The sequence below is a fragment of the Curtobacterium sp. UNCCL17 genome, assembly GCF_000686685.1.
Taxonomy (GTDB): Bacteria; Actinomycetota; Actinomycetes; order Actinomycetales; family Microbacteriaceae; genus Curtobacterium; species Curtobacterium flaccumfaciens.
The window spans coordinates 90,286-106,759 of sequence record NZ_KK366002.1; the positions used below are offsets into that span (position 1 = coordinate 90,286).

General features: G+C 70.6%; 16 protein-coding genes. 7 read left to right on the forward strand and 9 right to left on the reverse strand.

Annotated elements, in window-relative coordinates:
• Nucleotides 1–7 precede the first annotated feature (7 nt).
• Nucleotides 8–1,150: a glycerol dehydrogenase gene (locus BR70_RS0114240; protein WP_027466603.1), complete on the reverse strand. Its 1,143-nt coding sequence runs from the start codon at nt 1,148–1,150 to the stop codon at nt 8–10.
• 114 nt (nt 1,151–1,264) lie between these two features.
• Between BR70_RS0114240 and ypfJ the strand changes: the two genes are divergently transcribed.
• Entirely contained in the window at nt 1,265–2,158 is an 894-nt protein-coding gene (ypfJ, locus tag BR70_RS0114245) for a KPN_02809 family neutral zinc metallopeptidase (protein ID WP_027466604.1), read from the forward strand.
• 121 nt (nt 2,159–2,279) lie between these two features.
• On the opposite strand, the gene BR70_RS21140 is transcribed toward ypfJ, so the two are convergent.
• A complete protein-coding gene (locus BR70_RS21140) occupies nt 2,280–3,212 on the reverse strand; it encodes a DsbA family protein (protein ID WP_035809232.1) in 933 nt (310 codons plus the stop codon).
• 243 nt (nt 3,213–3,455) lie between these two features.
• Here BR70_RS21140 and BR70_RS0114255 point away from each other — a divergent pair, with 243 nt between their 5' ends.
• Both BR70_RS0114255 and BR70_RS0114260 read left to right on the forward strand, forming a co-directional pair.
• Complete coding sequence (locus tag BR70_RS0114255; RefSeq protein ID WP_027466605.1) at nt 3,456–4,556, forward strand: ABC transporter ATP-binding protein; 1,101 nt, start codon at nt 3,456–3,458, stop codon at nt 4,554–4,556.
• A gap of 84 nt (nt 4,557–4,640) precedes the next feature.
• Entirely contained in the window at nt 4,641–5,954 is a 1,314-nt protein-coding gene (locus tag BR70_RS0114260) for a DUF4032 domain-containing protein (RefSeq protein ID WP_027466606.1), read from the forward strand.
• 438 nt (nt 5,955–6,392) lie between these two features.
• On the opposite strand, the gene rlmB is transcribed toward BR70_RS0114260, so the two are convergent.
• Genes rlmB through BR70_RS0114280 form a run of 4 tightly spaced genes read right to left on the reverse strand, consistent with a single transcriptional unit; the run spans nt 6,393 to nt 10,614 of the window.
• Nucleotides 6,393–7,403, reverse strand: coding sequence for a 23S rRNA (guanosine(2251)-2'-O)-methyltransferase RlmB (gene rlmB / locus BR70_RS0114265; protein ID WP_027466607.1), 1,011 nt, complete (start codon nt 7,401–7,403; stop codon nt 6,393–6,395).
• Between the two features lie 28 nt (nt 7,404–7,431).
• On the reverse strand, nt 7,432–8,841 hold the full coding sequence (cysS, locus tag BR70_RS0114270; RefSeq protein WP_027466608.1) for a cysteine--tRNA ligase: 1,410 nt from the start codon (nt 8,839–8,841) through the stop codon (nt 7,432–7,434).
• Nucleotides 8,842–8,873: 32 nt separating this feature from the next.
• Entirely contained in the window at nt 8,874–10,115 is a 1,242-nt protein-coding gene (ispD, locus tag BR70_RS0114275) for a 2-C-methyl-D-erythritol 4-phosphate cytidylyltransferase (protein WP_442854655.1), read from the reverse strand.
• Between the two features lie 16 nt (nt 10,116–10,131).
• A complete protein-coding gene (locus BR70_RS0114280; protein WP_017888066.1) occupies nt 10,132–10,614 on the reverse strand; it encodes a CarD family transcriptional regulator in 483 nt (160 codons plus the stop codon).
• A gap of 141 nt (nt 10,615–10,755) precedes the next feature.
• Here BR70_RS0114280 and BR70_RS0114285 point away from each other — a divergent pair, with 141 nt between their 5' ends.
• Complete coding sequence (locus tag BR70_RS0114285; protein ID WP_155896892.1) at nt 10,756–11,412, forward strand: hypothetical protein; 657 nt, start codon at nt 10,756–10,758, stop codon at nt 11,410–11,412.
• Nucleotides 11,413–11,508: 96 nt separating this feature from the next.
• Here BR70_RS0114285 and BR70_RS0114290 read toward each other — a convergent pair whose 3' ends face one another.
• On the reverse strand, nt 11,509–12,189 hold the full coding sequence (locus tag BR70_RS0114290; RefSeq protein WP_027466611.1) for a response regulator transcription factor: 681 nt from the start codon (nt 12,187–12,189) through the stop codon (nt 11,509–11,511).
• The gene (locus BR70_RS0114295; RefSeq protein ID WP_027466612.1) at nt 12,186–13,352 is read right to left on the reverse strand and encodes a sensor histidine kinase; all 1,167 of its coding nucleotides are present in this window, start codon (nt 13,350–13,352) and stop codon (nt 12,186–12,188) included. Before BR70_RS0114295 ends, BR70_RS0114290 begins: the two co-directional genes overlap by 4 nt.
• A 146-nt stretch (nt 13,353–13,498) precedes the next feature.
• On the opposite strand from BR70_RS0114295, the gene phoU reads away from it, so the two are divergent.
• Both phoU and BR70_RS21145 read left to right on the forward strand, forming a co-directional pair.
• Nucleotides 13,499–14,167: a phosphate signaling complex protein PhoU gene (gene phoU / locus BR70_RS0114300; protein ID WP_027466613.1), complete on the forward strand. Its 669-nt coding sequence runs from the start codon at nt 13,499–13,501 to the stop codon at nt 14,165–14,167.
• 50 nt (nt 14,168–14,217) lie between these two features.
• On the forward strand, nt 14,218–14,766 hold the full coding sequence (locus tag BR70_RS21145; RefSeq protein ID WP_035809234.1) for a P-loop nucleotide/nucleoside kinase family protein: 549 nt from the start codon (nt 14,218–14,220) through the stop codon (nt 14,764–14,766).
• Between the two features lie 91 nt (nt 14,767–14,857).
• Here BR70_RS21145 and BR70_RS0114310 read toward each other — a convergent pair whose 3' ends face one another.
• Nucleotides 14,858–15,604, reverse strand: coding sequence for a phosphoglyceromutase (locus tag BR70_RS0114310; RefSeq protein WP_027466614.1), 747 nt, complete (start codon nt 15,602–15,604; stop codon nt 14,858–14,860).
• 44 nt (nt 15,605–15,648) lie between these two features.
• Here BR70_RS0114310 and BR70_RS0114315 point away from each other — a divergent pair, with 44 nt between their 5' ends.
• On the forward strand, nt 15,649–16,422 hold the full coding sequence (locus BR70_RS0114315; RefSeq protein ID WP_027466615.1) for a class I SAM-dependent methyltransferase: 774 nt from the start codon (nt 15,649–15,651) through the stop codon (nt 16,420–16,422).
• The last annotated feature ends 52 nt before the right edge of the window (nt 16,423–16,474 follow it).

A 16,474-nucleotide genomic window follows, 5' to 3' on the forward strand; every position in this document is an offset into this window, starting at 1 on the left:
TCGCCCGTCAGTGGTGCTCGTACAGCACGGGCTCCGGCAGACCGTGCTCGGCGCGGATGCTGCGCGCGATGCCCTCGATGGCGACCAAGGCGTCGACCACGAGCTCCGGCGTCACCGGGAACGGCATGTTGTGGATGGTCTCGCCCTCCACCGTCGCGGCCTCGGCCACGGCGCGCAGCACGTCACGGTCGTCCACCGTCAGGCCGATCTCGGTCAGGGTGTTCGGCAGGCCGACCTTCGTGGTGAAGACGACGAAGTCCTCGATCTCCTCGGCCGGGGCACCCTCGAGCACCAGCTGGGCGATCGTCCCGATGTTCACCTTCTGCCCGTGCGCCAGGCCGTGCGCCTGCGGAGCCGCGGTCAGCCCGTTGTGGATCGCGTGGGCGGCGGCGAGCCCACCGGACTCGAAGCCCAGGCCCGACAGCAGGGTGTTCGCCTCGACGACCTTCTCGAGCGCCGGGGTGACGACCTTGGCCTTGACGGCCTCGATGGCCTGCAGGGCGTTCTCGTGCAGGAGCCTCCACGACAGCTCGGCGAGCGCGACGCCGGTCTGGGTCTGCAGACCGCCGGCCATGGTGTCGGCGTTGGCGCGCTTCGCGGCACGGGCCTCGACCCAGGTCGCCAGCGCGTCGCCGATGCCCGCGACCAGGAACTGCACCGGCGCGTTGGCGACGAGCCTGGTGTCGATGAGCACCAGGTCCGGGTTGTGCGGGAAGAAGCGGTACTCGATGAACTCGCCCTCGGCGGTGTAGATGACGGCGAGCGCCGAGGTCGGGGCGTCGGTGGACGCGGCCGTCGGCACGCTGGCCCACCGGATGCCGGCGAGGTGCCCAGCGGCCTTCGCGGCGTCGATCGCGGAGCCGCCGCCGAGCCCCACGATGACGTCGGCGTCCGTCGCACGGATCTGCTCGACGAGCTCGTCGACGGCCTCGGGGGTGGCGAAGCGGCCGAACCCGACACGCTCCACGGCCAGGTCGGCGGACCGGAAGCTCTCGGTGACGGCGGTCTCGACGATGCCCCAGACCACGTCGTCGGCGACGATCAGGGGCCGCTTGCCGATCGGGGCGATGAACTCGCCGACGCGGGTGATCGCGTCCTTGCCCTGGACGTAGCGGGCGGGGCTCATCACGGTGCTGATGGGAGTGGCCATTGTGCGGTTCCTTCCGGTTGTACGACAGGTGTACGACGGGTGTCGGGGTGGCCGACGCCGCCGACGGTACGCGGGGCCACTGATCGGGAGGTGCTGATCGGTAGGTTCGGGATCATGACGTTCAACGACGACTCCCGACTCCGGGGCGGCAAGGTCAAGCGGCGGGGTCGCACCACGGCGATCGGCGGAGGCGCCGTGGGCCTCACCGCCATCGTGGTGTTCGTGATCGCGCAGTTCACCGGCTTCGACCTGAGCGGGATCGTCGGCGGCGGCAACGGCCTGACGACCATCCAGCAGGAGGGTGAGTCACCCGACGCCGCCCCCGAGTGCCGGACCGGGCGCGACGCCAACCTGCGCGTCGAGTGCCGGATGGAGGGCGCGGCCGAGTCGCTCGACGCCTACTGGACCTCCGAGGCGCGGTCGCTCGGCATCTCGTACACGTCACCGGACTTCTTCCTGTTCCAGGACTCCACCGACACCTCGTGCGGGCAGGCCTCGGCCGCGACCGGCCCGTTCTACTGCCCGCCGGACCGTGCGATCTTCCTGGACACCGCGTTCTACGACGACCTGCAGTCGCAGTACGGCTCGTCCGGCGGTCCGCTCGCGCAGATGTACGTCGTCGCACACGAGTGGGGCCACCACGTGCAGCAGCTGCAGGGGTCGTTCGCGAACACCGACCGCTCCGGCACGGGTGCGTCGTCGGGCAGTGTCCGCGTCGAGCTGCAGGCGGACTGCTACGCCGGGGCCTGGGTCGGCGACGCCGCCACGACGAAGGACGCGAACGGCGAGACCTTCTTCGAACCGATCACCCGCTCCCAGATCACCGACGCCCTGTCGGCGGCGAGCGCCGTGGGCGACGACAGCATCCAGGAGCGTGCGACCGGCCGCGTCGACCCGGACTCGTTCACGCACGGGTCGAGCGAGCAGCGACAGCGCTGGTTCCTGCGGGGCTACCAGCAGGGCGCGACGAGCTGCGACACCCTGAGCATCCCGGGTTCGGCCCTGTAGCCGCACCGGTGACGGACGGGAGGCCCGGTGCCAGCTGGCACCGGGCCTCCCGTCCGTGGTCAGCGCGTCAGCGCTCGTCCAGACGTCAGCGCTCGTCCAGACGTCAGCGCTCGTCCGGCTGTCAGCGCTTGGTCGGCGTGGCAGACGGGGTCGCGCTGGGCGTGGGCGTCGGGGTCGCGTCGGTCGCCCCGGCGGCCGTCACCACGAAGGTGCGGAAGTCGTCGTTCGTGACCGGGGAAGTCAGCTCGTAGCGCTGCCCGTTCACGAGCACGAGCGGGGTGCCGGGGAACTCCTTGAGCGTCGAGCCGGGGATGGTGCCCCCGGACACCGCCGTCGTCTGCTCGTCCACCCACTTGGCGTAGTCCTGGTCGGCGATGCAGCTCCGGACGGCGCTGCGTTCCTGCAGCCCCTGCACACCCGTGACGACGTCGGTGAGCTCAGCGTCCGTCAGGCCCGCGGTGCCCTCGTCCGGCTGCTTCGCGAAGAGCGCCTGGTTCACCGCGTAGAACTGGTTCGGGGAGTGCTCGGCCACGCAGGCGGCGGCGTTCGCGGCGCGGAGGGAGTACTTCGTGCCCTGCGAGCGGTTCGACAGGATCGCGACGGGGTGGATGTCGACCGTGGCCGCACCGGAGTCGACGAGGTCCTTGATGTAGTCGCCGTTCGCCCGCTCGAACTGGCCGCAGCCCGGGCAGAGGTAGTCGACGTACAGGGTGATCCGGACGGTGCCGGCGCCGTCGGTCGCGGCACTGCTCGGCGACGCGGAGGCCGATCCGGACGCGGACGCCGCGACGGGCTTCAGACCCTGCCCGATGGTGATCCCGCCCTGCGACATGGTCGACGGGCCGGGGCCGGCGGGCTTCACGGAGTCGACCAGCACGAGCGTGACGATCGTCGCGGCGGCGAGGAGCACGACCCCGAGCCCGATCTGCAGGCCGAGCCGGACACCACGCTGGCGTCGCTTCTGCTGGGTCCGGGCACGCTGGGCTCGCTGGCGGGCGGCTTCACGGCGCTCGTTCCGCGCGGCGCGGGCGGCACCCTCGGGGCGGTTGTTCATCGGTGCGTCGTCCTCCTGATCGGTGTCCGCTCGGCGTTCCCCTGCTCGGCGGACGGACCCGGCGATTGTAGTGGGGCGCTCTGGGAAGCCGCCGACCAAGGGGGAAAACACTGGCGCACCCGGGTGAACTCGTGTTGTATGAACCTCGACAGTCGACGGCGACTGTCCGGGGCCCGTACGGGCACACCGCTTCACTCGGATCGTCCGGCACGTACCTGCCGGTGAAGGAAGGACCGAACGCTCATGGCGTCCGTCACCTATGACAAGGCAACCCGTCTCTACCCCGGAGGCAACCGTCCCGCGGTCGACTCCCTCGACCTGGACGTCGCCGACGGCGAGTTCCTCGTCCTCGTCGGCCCCTCGGGCTGCGGCAAGTCCACCTCGCTCCGCATGCTGGCCGGCCTCGAAGAGGTCAACTCCGGTCAGATCCGCATCGGCGACCGCGACGTCACGGACGTCCCGCCGAAGGACCGCGACATCGCGATGGTGTTCCAGAACTACGCGCTGTACCCGCACATGACCGTCGCCGAGAACATGGGCTTCGCGCTCAAGATCGCCGGCGTCGGCAAGGAAGAGCGCGCCACCCGCGTGCAGGAAGCCGCCAAGCTCCTCGACCTCGAGGACTACCTCGGCCGCAAGCCGAAGGCGCTCTCCGGTGGTCAGCGTCAGCGCGTCGCGATGGGCCGTGCGATCGTCCGTCAGCCGCAGGTGTTCCTCATGGACGAGCCGCTGTCGAACCTCGACGCCAAGCTCCGCGTCCAGACCCGCACGCAGATCGCGTCGCTGCAGCGTCGTCTCGGCGTCACCACGGTCTACGTCACGCACGACCAGACCGAGGCCCTCACCATGGGTGACCGCATCGCGGTGCTCAAGGACGGCATCCTGCAGCAGGTCGGCACCCCGCGCGACCTGTACGAGAAGCCGAACAACGTGTTCGTCGCCGGCTTCATCGGTTCGCCGGCCATGAACCTGCTGCCCGCCGACGTCATCGAGGGCGGCATCAGGTTCGGCACGCTCAACCACGCGATCGACCGCGACACCCTGTCGAACGCCCGTGCCGCACAGATCACGGTCGGCATCCGCCCCGAGGACGTCATCGTCTCGCAGTCCGGCGAGGGCCTGCCCGTCACGGTCGACGTCGTCGAGGAGCTCGGCGCCGACGGCTACCTCTACGGTCACGCCGACGTGAACGGCCAGCGCGCCGACATCGTCGCCCGTGTCGACGGTCGTGCGCACCCGTCGATCGGTGACACGATCGTCATCACGCCGAAGCAGGGCCACGTCCACGCCTTCGACACCGAGTCGGGCGACCGCCTCGACGACAAGGCCGTCGTCAGCGCGTAACCAGCGCACTCCCCCGAGAGCCCGCGCCCGCCTCACAAGGGCGGACGCGGGCTCTCGGCTGTCCCCGACACCAGAGGAACCACCGTGCCCGACTCGATGTCCATCACCGCCGCCACCGTCGACCCCGGCCTGCTCGACCTGCCGTGGGACCTGCCGCTCGCCGACTGGCCCGACGACACGATCGTCGCGCTGCCGAAGGGCATCTCGCGGCACCTCGTGCGGTTCGTGCACCTGAGCGGGTACGTCGCCGCGGTGAAGGAGACCGGCGAAGAGGTCGCCCGGTCCGAGTACGAGATGCTCCGGACCCTGCAGCGCATGGACGTGCCGTGCGTGGACCCGGTCGCGGTCATCACGAACCGCGTCGACGCCGACGGTGAACCACTGCACCCCGTGCTGGTGACCCGCCACCTGCGGTTCTCCCTGCCCTACCGCGCGCTCTACTCGCAGACGCTGCGCCCCGAGACCGCCACCCGCTTGGTCGACGCCCTCGCGCTGCTGCTCGTCCGCCTGCACGTCATCGGCTTCTACTGGGGCGACGTGTCCCTGTCGAACACGCTGTTCCGTCGCGACGCCGGAGCCTTCGCCGCGTACCTGGTCGACGCCGAGACCGGCAAGCTCTACCCCGGCGGGCTGTCGAACGGCCAGCGCGAGAACGACCTCGAGGTCGCCCGCGTGAACATCGCCGGCGAGCTGCTCGACCTCGAGGCCGGCGGACGACTCGACGAGAACGCCGACCCCGTCGACGTCTCGAACCGCATCGTCGCCCAGTACCGGACGCTCTGGACCGAGCTCACCGGCACCGAGCAGTTCGACATCAAGGAACGCTGGCGCATCAACGACCGCGTCGAGCGCCTGAACGAGCTCGGCTTCGACATCGAAGAGCTCTCGATCCACACGACCGAGGGCGGCTCGCAGGTCCGGATCCAGCCGAAGGTCGTCGACGCCGGGCACCACCAGCGCCGACTGCTGCGGCTCACCGGGCTCGACGCCGGCGAGAACCAGGCCCGGCGCCTGCTCAACGACCTCGACTCGTACCGTGCCCGCAACGGCCGTGACGAACTCGATGAGGAGATGGTGGCGCACGAGTGGGTCTCACGGGTCTTCGAGCCCGTCGTCCGCTCGATCCCCCGTGACCTGCGCGGCCGGCTCGAACCCGCCGAGGTGTTCCACGAGCTGCTCGAGCACCGCTGGTTCATGTCCCAGCAGGAGGAGCGCTCCGTCTCCCTGCCCGAGGCCACGACCGCCTACATCAACGACGTGCTCCGACACCGTCGCGACGAGCGCCTGCTCATCAACCCGCCGACCTCGTCGATCACCGTGCCGATCCCGGTGCTGGACGACGACGCCGACGAGTCCGACGAGTCCGACGACGTCGACGACTGGCGCGCCACGGTCTGACGCGGTCCCCGCTCGGTCACGACACCGTGCCGGGTGGGCGCCGACCGGTCGCAGACCGTCGCCTGCGGCGTCGCGCAGCGACGACCCGTGACCGCACGGCAGAGACCAGCCGACGTGTCCTGACCCTTCGGGGGTCGGCAACGCGACCGCCTGGAGGCCCGGCGCGGGTCCCGGAGACCGGCGCCGGCCCTCCAGACCGTCATGCCCAGCCCCGCCGGTGGTGACGTTGGACGTCGAGCGGTCACGACACCCCGCCGGGTGGGCGGCGACCGGTCACGGACCGTCACCTGCGGCGTCGCGCAGCGACGACTCGTGACCACACGGCAGGCACCAGCCGACGTGCCCTGACCCTTCGAGCCCGGCCCAGCCAGCACCGTGAGCAGGAATGGCCGCCTCCCGCTCGGGGAGGCGACCATTCCTGCTCACGAAGTGCTGTGGCTAGGCGGTGCGACGGCGCCGCGCGACCTCCCACAGGGTGACGCTCGCGGCGATGCCGGCGTTCAGGGACTCGGTGGCGCTCGAGATCGGGATCGACACGATCGCGTCACAGGTCTCGGTGACCAGGCGCGACAGGCCCTTGCCCTCGGAACCGACGACGATCACGATCGGACGGTCGGCGAGCTCGAGGCCGTCGAGCTCCACGTCACCGTCGCCGTCCAGGCCGAGGACGAACAGGCCCATTGACTTGAGCGACTTCAGGGTCTGCGTGAGGTTCGGAGCCATCGCGACGGGCGTGCGTGCCGCGGCACCGGCCGAGGTCTTCCACGCCGACGCCGTCACGCCGACCGAACGACGCTGCGGCACGATGACGCCGTGTCCGCCGAAGGCCGCGGTCGAGCGGATGATCGCGCCGAGGTTGCGGGGGTCCGTGATGCCGTCGAGTGCGACGAGCAGCGGGACCTGGTCGCGCGAGAACGCCTGCTCGACGATGTCCTCGGACACGGCGTACTGGTACGCCGGCACCTTGAGGGCGACGCCCTGGTGCACGCTGTCGTGTCCGGTGATGCGGTCGAGCTCGGGGCGCATGAGCTCGATGATCGGCACGCCACGGTGGTTGGCGAGCGCGAGGATCTCCTTCACGCGGTCGTCGACCTCGATGCGCGACGCGATGTAGAGCGTCGACGACGGGGTCTTCGTCCGCAGGGCCTCGAGCACGGAGTTGCGCCCGGTCACCAGCTCGGAGTCGTCGGTCTTGCGTGCCGGCGGACGGCCCGTGCGACCCTGCGGGGTGCTCGAGGAACCGTGACGACCCTTGGCCGCCTCGAAGCGGTCCTTCGCGGCCTTGCGCTTGCCGGCGGGGTGGTACGGGCGGTCCTCGGCCTTCGGGGTCGGCTTGCGACCCTCGAGCGCCTGGGCGCCCTGTCCGCCGGAACCGACCTGCTTGTTGCCCTTGCGACCGGTGCGGACGGCGCCGGGCCGACCCTTCTTGCTTCCCGAGACGTTCTTCATGCGTAGCTCCTGTTCGGCACTGCCGTGTTCAGGCGATGCTCCAGCGTGTTCCGGACGGCGTGTCCTCGATCGTGATGCCCGCGGCGGCGAGGTCGTCGCGCACGCGGTCGGCCGCGGTGAAGTCCCGTGCTGCCCTGGCGTCCGCGCGCTCCTGCACGAGGCGTTCGACGAGGGCGGCGAGCGGGCCTGCCGAGGTGTCGTGGCCGCCGCCCGACCAGTGGGCGGCTCGCGGATCGATGCCGAGCACCTCCACCATCGCAGCCACCTGATGGTACGCGGTCCCGAGCGTTTCCGCATCGTCGGCGTCCAGGGCGGCGTTGCCGGTGCGCACGGTCTCGTGCAGCACGGCCAGGGCCTGGGGCACGGACAGGTCGTCGTCCATGGCCGCGGCGAAGGCCTCGGGCACGGCAGGGGCATCGGCGAGGTGGACGCCCTCGAGCCGGGTCTCGCCGCGCTCGAGGAACCCGGCGATGCGGTCGTACGCCGCCTCGGCCTCGGCCAGGGAACCCTCGTGGTGGTCGATCGACGAGCGGTAGTGGGCGGCACCGAGGAAGTAGCGCACGACGGCGGGACGAGCGGATCCGAGGAAGTCCGCAGCGAAGATCGAGTTGCCGAGCGACTTCGACATCTTCTGGCCCTCGACCGTCACCAGGCCGTTGTGCAGCCAGTACGACGCGAACGGGTCCCCGGCGGCCGTGGACTGCGCCAGCTCGTTCTCGTGGTGCGGGAAGCGCAGGTCGAGCCCGCCGCCGTGGATGTCGAACGCCGGGCCGAGGTACCGACGGGACATCGCCGAGCACTCGATGTGCCAGCCCGGGCGGCCGGCACCCCACGGGGAGTCCCAGTTGGCCGTCGACGGCTCGCCGGGCTTCGCACCCTTCCAGAGCGCGAAGTCACGGGCGTCGCGCTTGCCACGCGGGTCGGCGTCGGCGGCCTCGACCATGTCCTCGCGCCGCTGCCGGGTGAGCACCCCGTAGTCGGACCAGCTGCCGGTGTCGAAGTAGACGTCACCGGAGCCGTCGTCGGCGGCGTAGGCGTGCCCGCGGTCGATCAAGCGCTGGATGATCTCGTGCATCTGCGGCACGCTCGCGGTGGCCCGTGGCTCGTACGTCGGGGGCAGGATGCCGAGGGCGTTGTACGCGGCGGTGAACTCGAGTTCGACCCGGTAGGCGCGGGCGAACCACTCCTCGTCCGTGCCGGCAGCCAGGTCGAGGACCTTGTCGTCGATGTCGGTGACGTTGCGCACCAGGGTCACCCGGTACCCGCGGTGGGTGAGCCACCGACGCCAGATGTCGTAGACGAGCGCGGACCGCAGGTGCCCGATGTGCGGCGACGACTGCACCGTCGGACCACAGACGTAGACGCTCACGTGTCCGTCGACCAGGGGCACGAGGTCGACGACGGCTGCGGCGCGGGAGTCGTAGAGGCGAACGGTCACGCCTCAACCCTAATCGGCGCGGGGCCGCGGTTTCAGGAGGGACGCACGAGTGCCGTGGCGATCGCCGCGAGCCCCTCGCCACGGCCGGTGAAGCCGAGGCCGTCGGTCGTCGTGCCGGACACGGCGACGGGCGCACCGACGACCGCGGACAGGGCGTCCTGCATCTCGTCACGGCGACGACCGATGCGCGGCCGGTTGCCGATGACCTGCACGGTGACGGACACCGGCACGAGCCCGGCATCGGCGAGCAACGCGACCGCACCCCGGACGAAGACGTCGCCCGTGGCGCCGGCGTACTGCGGATCAGCGGTGCCGAAGCGTCCGCCGATGTCGCCGAGGCCCCCGGCGGAGAGCAGGGCGTCGCACACCGCGTGCGCCACCGCGTCGCCGTCGCTGTGCCCGGAGAGGCCGGGTTCGCCGGGGAAGTCGAGCAGTCCGACACGGCAGGGCGAGGCGTCGTCGAAGGCGTGCACGTCGACCCCGAGCCCGAGTCGGACCGCCACGATGGCGTCGGCCGTCCCCGCACCGGCACCACCGGCCGCCTCGGTCCGCGCCCGCACGATCGACTCGGCCCGGCCGAGGTCCCACGGCGTCGTGATCTTGAAGGCGTCGGCGTCACCCGGCACGAACCGGACGGTGCCCCCGACGGCCTGGAACACCCCGGCGTCGTCCGTCTCGGACTGCGACGACACCGCGTACGCCCGCCGCAGTGCCGCGAGCGGGAAGCCCTGCGGCGTCTGCACCCCGACGAGCGCCGCACGGTCGACGGTCTCGACGACGACGTCACCGTCGACCCGCTTCACCGTGTCCGTGACGGGGAGCGCCGGCACGACACCCGCACCGTCACCGGCGGCGACGGCGTCGAACACCCGCGAGAACTGTGCCGCGGGCGTGAGGCACCGCGCCGCGTCGTGCACGAGCACCGTGGCGACGGAGTCCGGCAGGACGGCCAGGCCGGCCTCGACCGAACCGTGGCGATCCGCGCCTCCGGCGACGACGGCCGTGTACGCGACCGCAGCACCCGCGACCGAACCGACCACCTGCCGGCACTCGTCCAGGTGCGACGCCGGTGCGACCACGACGACCAGCGTCGGCGACGGCAAGGCGAACAGGGGTTCGAGCGCCCGTGCGAGCATGAGCGAACCGGCCACGGGCACGAACGCCTTCGCGGTCCCGATGCCGAGCCGGGTGCCGGAGCCGGCCGCAACGACGACGACCGCCCGGTCCACCCCTTCGGGGAACCGTGCGGCCGTCGTTCGTGCTGTCGTGTTCAGTGCGCTGTCGTCAGGCTCAGGAAGCCAGGACCTCGTCGAGGACGGTCGATGCCTTGTCCTCGTCGGTCTTCTCGGCCAGCGCGAGCTCGGAGATCAGGATCTGCCGGGCCTTGGCCAACATCCGCTTCTCACCCGCGGAGAGCCCGCGGTCCTGATCGCGCCGCCAGAGGTCGCGGACGACCTCGGACACCTTGATGACGTCACCGGAAGCGAGCTTCTCGAGGTTCGCCTTGTAGCGGCGTGACCAGTTGGTGGGCTCTTCCGTGAACGGCGCCCGGAGGACCTCGAACACCTTGTCGAGTCCTTCCTTGCCGATCACGTCGCGGACGCCGACCAGGTCGACGTTGTCCGCCGGGACCTCGATCGTCAGGTCACCCTGCGTCACCCGCAGTTTCAGGTAGACCTTTTCCTCGCCCTTGATGACGCGAGTCTTGACTTCAGAGATGGTTGCCGCCCCGTGATGGGGGTAGACGACGGTCTCGCCGACCTCGAATTGCATGTATCAGGCTCCGTTCCCAGACATCCAGTTTACCACAGGGGCCGTTCCGGTAAGGGGACCCTCAACGCTCACCCCTCCCGGTGATCGCTAGGATGGGCGCGGGGACCGCCCGGTCCTCATCGTGACTTACGGAGGAATCTCTTGCGACCTCGGGTACTCGTGTCCGTCGCCGTTGCGGCAACCATCGCGCTCGGCGCCACCGGGTGCGAGTTCATGTCGCCGGCCCACACCGTCGACATCAAGCAGATCACCGACGGCGTGGACGTCTCGACCGGCAAGGTCGACGTGCGGAACGCCCTCCTGATCTCGGACGACGGTGAGAGCGCCCGCTTCATCGGCACGCTCGTGAACAACGACGACCAGGACGACTACACCGTCTCGATCGAGATCGGCGGCGACACCCAGACCGTCGACGTGCCGGCGAACACCCACGTCGACCTCGCCATGGCCGCGGGTGCGGGCAGCGACGACGAGTCGAGCGTGCAAGAGGGCGACACCACGCAGGGCACCACCGCCGGTGACGCCGAGCCGATCGTGTTCGACAACGCGGACGCGAAGCCCGGTTCGCTCGTCAAGGTCTACTTCAGCTACCCCGACGCCGAGGGTGTCTCGGCGAACGTGCCGGTGCTGACGAGCTCGCAGGAGGAGTACCAGACCCTCGCGCCGAGCCCGACCCCGACGCCCACCTCGACGTCGCCGTCCGAGAGCGGCGCACAGTCGACCGGCGAGGCCGTCCCCGGCACGCAGCCCACCGACTCGCAGACGGATTCGTCCGAGGGCGACAACGGCACCAACTGACGCCGACGGGCGCGGCTGACACCGCGCCCGGATCGTTCGCACAGGAGGCCCGGTGCGAGTCCCGAGGACTCGCACCGGGCCTCCTGTCCGTCCGCCTCAGGCCTCGATGCGGTAGCCGAGGCCGCGGACCGTCACCAGGATCTCGGGGGTCGACGGGACCCGCTCGATCTTCGAGCGGATGCGCTTGATGTGCACGTCGAGGGTCTTGGTGTCACCGAAGTAGTCGGAACCCCACACCCGGTCGATGAGCTGCCCGCGGGTCAGCACACGGCCGGCGTTCCGGAGCAGCAGTTCGAGGAGCTCGAACTCCTTGAGCGGCATCGGGGTCTCGGACCCGTCGACCGACACCGTGTGCCGCTCGACGTCCATCCGGATGCCGCCGACCTGCAGGATCCCGCTGTCCGCCGGGTCGTCCTCGGTCCGGCGACGGAGCACGGCACGGATCCGGGCCAGGAGCTCCCGGGTCGAGTACGGCTTCGTCACGTAGTCGTCGGCGCCGAGCTCGAGCCCGACGACGATGTCCACCTCCGAGTCCTTCGCGGTCAGCATGATGATCGGCGCGTTCGACCGGGTCCGGATCTGCCGGCACACCTCGGTGCCGCTCAGGCCCGGCAGCATGAGGTCGAGGAGCACCAGGTCGGGGTTCTCCGCGTCGAACTTCGACAGCGCGGTCACGCCGTCGGCAGCGACGGAGGTCTCGTACCCCTCACGCTGCAGCAGGAACTCCAGGGGCTCGCTCAGGGCCGGCTCGTCGTCGACGATGAGGATCTTGGTCACGATGGCTGCTCTTCCAGTTGCTCTTCGAGTGCTGTGGTCAGTTCGGGATCTGCCTCGGGCAGACGGATGGTGAAGGTCGAACCCTTGCCGGGCTGCGACCAGACGCGCACGTCACCACCGTGGTTGCTGACGACGTGCTTGACGATCGCGAGCCCGAGGCCGGTGCCCCCGGTGGCACGCGACCGTGCGGGATCGACACGGTAGAACCGTTCGAAGACGCGGTCGAGGTCGGCCTCGGGGATGCCGACGCCCTGGTCGGTGATCGCGATCTCGACGAAGCCCTTCGACGACCGGACGCCCACACCGACGCGGGTGTTGTCCGGCGAGTACTTCACCGCGTTGGCGATGAGGTTCGACACCGCGACCTGCAGCAGCCCGCGGTCGCCCATCACCCGCAGCTTCGACTTCTTGGCGCGGATGATCTCGATCGAGCGGGCGCGGGCGACGACCTCGTTCGCGTCGATCGCCGCCTGCACGATCTTGTCGATGCCGGTCTCCTCGCTGTTCTCGAGCGCGTCGACGGACTGCAGCCGGGACAGCTCGATGATGTCCTTCGTCAGCGCCCCGAGCCGCTCGGACTCGGTGATCAGCTGCGCGGCGAACTTCTTCACGTGCGCGGGGTCGTCGGCGGCGAGGACGAGGGTCTCGGACAGCAGGCCGATGGCACCGATCGGCGTCTTCAGCTCGTGCGAGATGTTGGCGACGAAGTCGCGGCGGACCTCGTCGATGCGCCGGCTCTCGGTCAGGTCGTCGGCCGTGAGCAGGACGTACCGGTTGCCGAGCTGGGCGGCACGGAAGCTGAGGTAGCCGATGAGCTCCCCGTGGCGGCCGCGCGGCAGCTCGAGGTCCTCCGACCCCATCTCCCCGCTCTTGCGCACCCGGTCGATGAGCTCGAGCAGTTCGTGGTGCACCAGGCGTCGGCGCACGACGAGCCCCGCAGTGAGGGCCTGGGGGGATGCCGCGACGACGGTGTTCGACGGGTCGATGACGACCGCCGGGTTGTGCATCGTCGCGATGACCGCTGCGACGCCGTCCGGCAGGGTCCGCTCCGCCACGTCGGCAGCACGAGCCGTCCGCTCGGCGGTGATGATCAGCACCACGACGCCCGCGCCGAAGACCCCGCCGAGGAGCATCGACAGTGGCACGAGCCACGCGTTGTCCATGCCGCCAGTGTAGGGATGGTCATGCGGGGTTCCGGTACCGTTCACCGTCTGCGGAAGGCCAGAACGCGAAGCGTTCAGCCCCGCGTCACCGTTCGTTCACCTGGGCTGACGACACTCGTCCGGTACGCAGAGAGAGGTACTCCCCCATGCGCGAAGTCTTCCAGCAGGAACTCCAGGACGTCCAGGAGCGACTGACCGAGATCGCCGGGCTCGTCGAGTCCGCCATCACCCGAGCCACCCAGGCCTTCAGCGACTCCGACGTTGCCCTCGCCGAAGAGGTGATCGCCGACGACGAGAAGATCGACCTCGCCGCGAACAGCCTCGACGAGATCGCGATCGACATCCTCGCCCGCCAGGCACCGGTGGCCCGCGACCTGCGCGTCGTCGTCACCGCCCTGCGCGTCAGCTCCTCGCTCGAGCGCATGGGCGACATGGCCGAGCACATCGCGCAGCTCGCCCGTCAGCGCTTCCCCGAGAAGGTCGTGCCGAAGGGCCTGCGCAGCACGTTCAAGGAGATGGGCCGGCACGACGTCGCGATGGCGCAGAAGCTCACGCGACTGCTCGCCACCGAGGACATCGCGCTGTCGGCCGAGATCCGCGACGAGGACGACGCCGTTGACGAGCTGCACGCCAGCGTCTTCGACTTCGTGCTCGGCGAGGCCTGGAAGGGCGGTCCGATCGACACCGTCGACGCCACCCTGGCCTCCCGCTACCACGAGCGCTTCGCCGACCACGCGGTCTCGATCGCCAAGAAGGTCGAGTACCTGGCGACCGGCGACTGGACCGGCGCGTCCACCTCGACCGCGGCGGTCTGACCCGACCCGATCGGTCTGACCCGGCTCGATCGGTCTGCGAGGATCGTGGCATGGCCCAGGTCGCGATCATCGTCAACGGCATGCCCGGTTCCGGCAAGAGCAGCATCGGCACGGCACTCGCCGAGGTGCTCGGCTGCCCGTTCCTGTCGAAGGACCGCATCAAGGAGCCCCTCGCCGACGTCGTCGGCCCGATGATCGCCTCGCGGCCGCTCGGCGGCATCGCGATGGACACGATGTGGTCCATGGCGCGGGCCGTCGAGAACGGGGTCGTCCTCGACGCCGTCTGGCTGCCGTCGCGTGACCGGGACCTCCTGGAGGCCGGACTCGCGTCCGCCGGGTCGCCTCGCGCCGTCGAGGTGTGGTGCGACACGGACCGCGCCACCGCCGAGCAGCGGCTGCGCGACCGGTACGAACCGGGCACCGTGCCGGTGCGGCACGAGGTGCACGGGGACCTGGCCGACGTGCTGGCCTTCTGGGACGAGCACGGCGACGACGCCCGGCCCGTCGGGCTGCCCGGCGTCCCGGTGATCCGGGTCGACACGACGAAGCCCTACGACGTCGGAGCACTGGTGCAGGAGATCGCGTCACACTTCGTCTGAGCGTCCCGATGCGCGGGGCTCGGCTTCGACGTCGACACAGCGAAGGCCGCAGCCCCCGTCGGGACTGCGGCCTTCGTCGTTCGCGTGGGTGCTACTTCTTGGCACCCTGGGCGGCCACGGCGGCGGCGCCGGCTGCGGCGGCCTCGGGGTCCAGGTAGTACGCGGGCTTCGTCGGCGTGAAGTCGTCGTCGAGCTCGTACACCAGCGGGATGCCCGTCGGGATGTTCAGGCCGGCGATGTCGTCGTCGGAGATGCCGTCGAGGTGCTTCACGAGCGCACGCAGCGAGTTGCCGTGGGCCGTCACCAGCACGGTCTTGCCGGCGGCGAGGTCCTTCGTGATGTCGGACTCCCAGTACGGGAGCAGACGGTCGATCACGAGCTTGAGCGACTCGGTGCGGGGCAGCTGGTCGCCGAGCTCGGCGTAGCGACGGTCACCGAACTGCGACCACTCGGCGTCGTCGGCGATGGGGGGCGGCGGGACGTCGAACGAGCGGCGCCACTCCATGAACTGCTGCTCGCCGTACTCGGCCAGGGTCTGGGCCTTGTCCTTGCCCTGCAGGTCGCCGTAGTGGCGTTCGTTGAGGCGCCAGTCGCGCTTCACCGGCAGCCAGGCCAGGTCGGCCTGCAGCAGCGCGATGTCCGCCGTCTGGATCGCACGGGTCAGGAGCGAGGTGTACAGGACGTCGGGGACGATGCCGGACCCGGCGATGAGGTCGCCGGCGCGCTTCGCCTCCTTCTCGCCCAGCTCGCTGAGCCGGACGTCGACCCAACCGGTGAACAGGTTCTTCTGGTTCCAGTCACTGTTGCCGTGACGGAGCAGGACGAGCGTGGAGGTCATGCCTCCGAGTCTACCGAGCGGTACCGGCCCCGTACCCTTGACGCATGCCCATCGGGAACGTGACGCGCGGGACGACCGGGTACAACCGGCTCCGCCGCGTCGACCGGTGGATCGCGACCCTGCCGGTGCTGCGCCGGACGGACGACCCGCTCGTCGCCGACGTCGGCTACGGGGCATCGCCGACCACCACCCTCGAACTGCGCGACCGGCTGGCCGCCGTCCGACCCGACGTCGAGGTGACGGGCATCGAGATCGAGCCGTCGCGGGTCGCGCTCGCGAACGCCGGGGCCCGCGACGGCGTGACGTTCCGCCTGGGGGGCTTCGAGACCCCGACGCCCGGGCAGCGCCGGCCCGCCGTCATCCGGGCCTTCAACGTGCTGCGGCAGTACGACGAGTCCGCGGTGGTCGGGTCGTGGCGGATCATGCAGGACCGGCTGCAGCCCGGCGGTGCGCTCGTCGAGGGGACCTGCAACGAGGTCGGTCGGGTGGCCTCGTGGTTGACGCTCGACGACGTCGCGCCGCAGACCTTCACGGTGTCGCTCCGGCTCGCCGGGCTCGACGTGCCTTCGATCGTCGCCGAGCGCCTGCCGAAGGCGCTGATCCACCGCAACGTGCCCGGCGAACGGGTGCACGCGTTCCTGCGGGACCTCGACCTGTCGTGGGCGGTCGCCGCACCGCTCGGCACGTACGGGCCCCGGCAGCGGTGGATCGCCACGGTGCGCGGGATGCATGACCGCGGCTGGCCGGTGCTGCACGGTGTGACGCGCTGGCGGCTCGGTGAGCTCAGCGTCCCGTGGTCGGCCGTCGAGCCCGCCTGACGCTGCGACGCAGCACACCGGTGTTCGCGCTCCGAACACCCGCGAACCGCGG

What these genes read in the sequence shown, in the direction of transcription:
- BR70_RS0114240 (WP_027466603.1), bottom strand. Translation starts at nt 1,150, where the DNA reads ATGGCCACTCCCATCAGCACCGTGATGAGCCCCGCCCGCTACGTCCAG.
- ypfJ (WP_027466604.1), top strand. Translation starts at nt 1,265, where the DNA reads ATGACGTTCAACGACGACTCCCGACTCCGGGGCGGCAAGGTCAAGCGG.
- BR70_RS21140 (WP_035809232.1), bottom strand. Translation starts at nt 3,212, where the DNA reads ATGAACAACCGCCCCGAGGGTGCCGCCCGCGCCGCGCGGAACGAGCGC.
- BR70_RS0114255 (WP_027466605.1), top strand. Translation starts at nt 3,456, where the DNA reads ATGGCGTCCGTCACCTATGACAAGGCAACCCGTCTCTACCCCGGAGGC.
- rlmB (WP_027466607.1), bottom strand. Translation starts at nt 7,403, where the DNA reads ATGAAGAACGTCTCGGGAAGCAAGAAGGGTCGGCCCGGCGCCGTCCGC.
- BR70_RS0114280 (WP_017888066.1), bottom strand. Translation starts at nt 10,614, where the DNA reads ATGCAATTCGAGGTCGGCGAGACCGTCGTCTACCCCCATCACGGGGCG.
- BR70_RS0114295 (WP_027466612.1), bottom strand. Translation starts at nt 13,352, where the DNA reads ATGGACAACGCGTGGCTCGTGCCACTGTCGATGCTCCTCGGCGGGGTC.
- phoU (WP_027466613.1), top strand. Translation starts at nt 13,499, where the DNA reads ATGCGCGAAGTCTTCCAGCAGGAACTCCAGGACGTCCAGGAGCGACTG.
- BR70_RS21145 (WP_035809234.1), top strand. Translation starts at nt 14,218, where the DNA reads ATGGCCCAGGTCGCGATCATCGTCAACGGCATGCCCGGTTCCGGCAAG.
- BR70_RS0114310 (WP_027466614.1), bottom strand. Translation starts at nt 15,604, where the DNA reads ATGACCTCCACGCTCGTCCTGCTCCGTCACGGCAACAGTGACTGGAAC.
- BR70_RS0114315 (WP_027466615.1), top strand. Translation starts at nt 15,649, where the DNA reads ATGCCCATCGGGAACGTGACGCGCGGGACGACCGGGTACAACCGGCTC.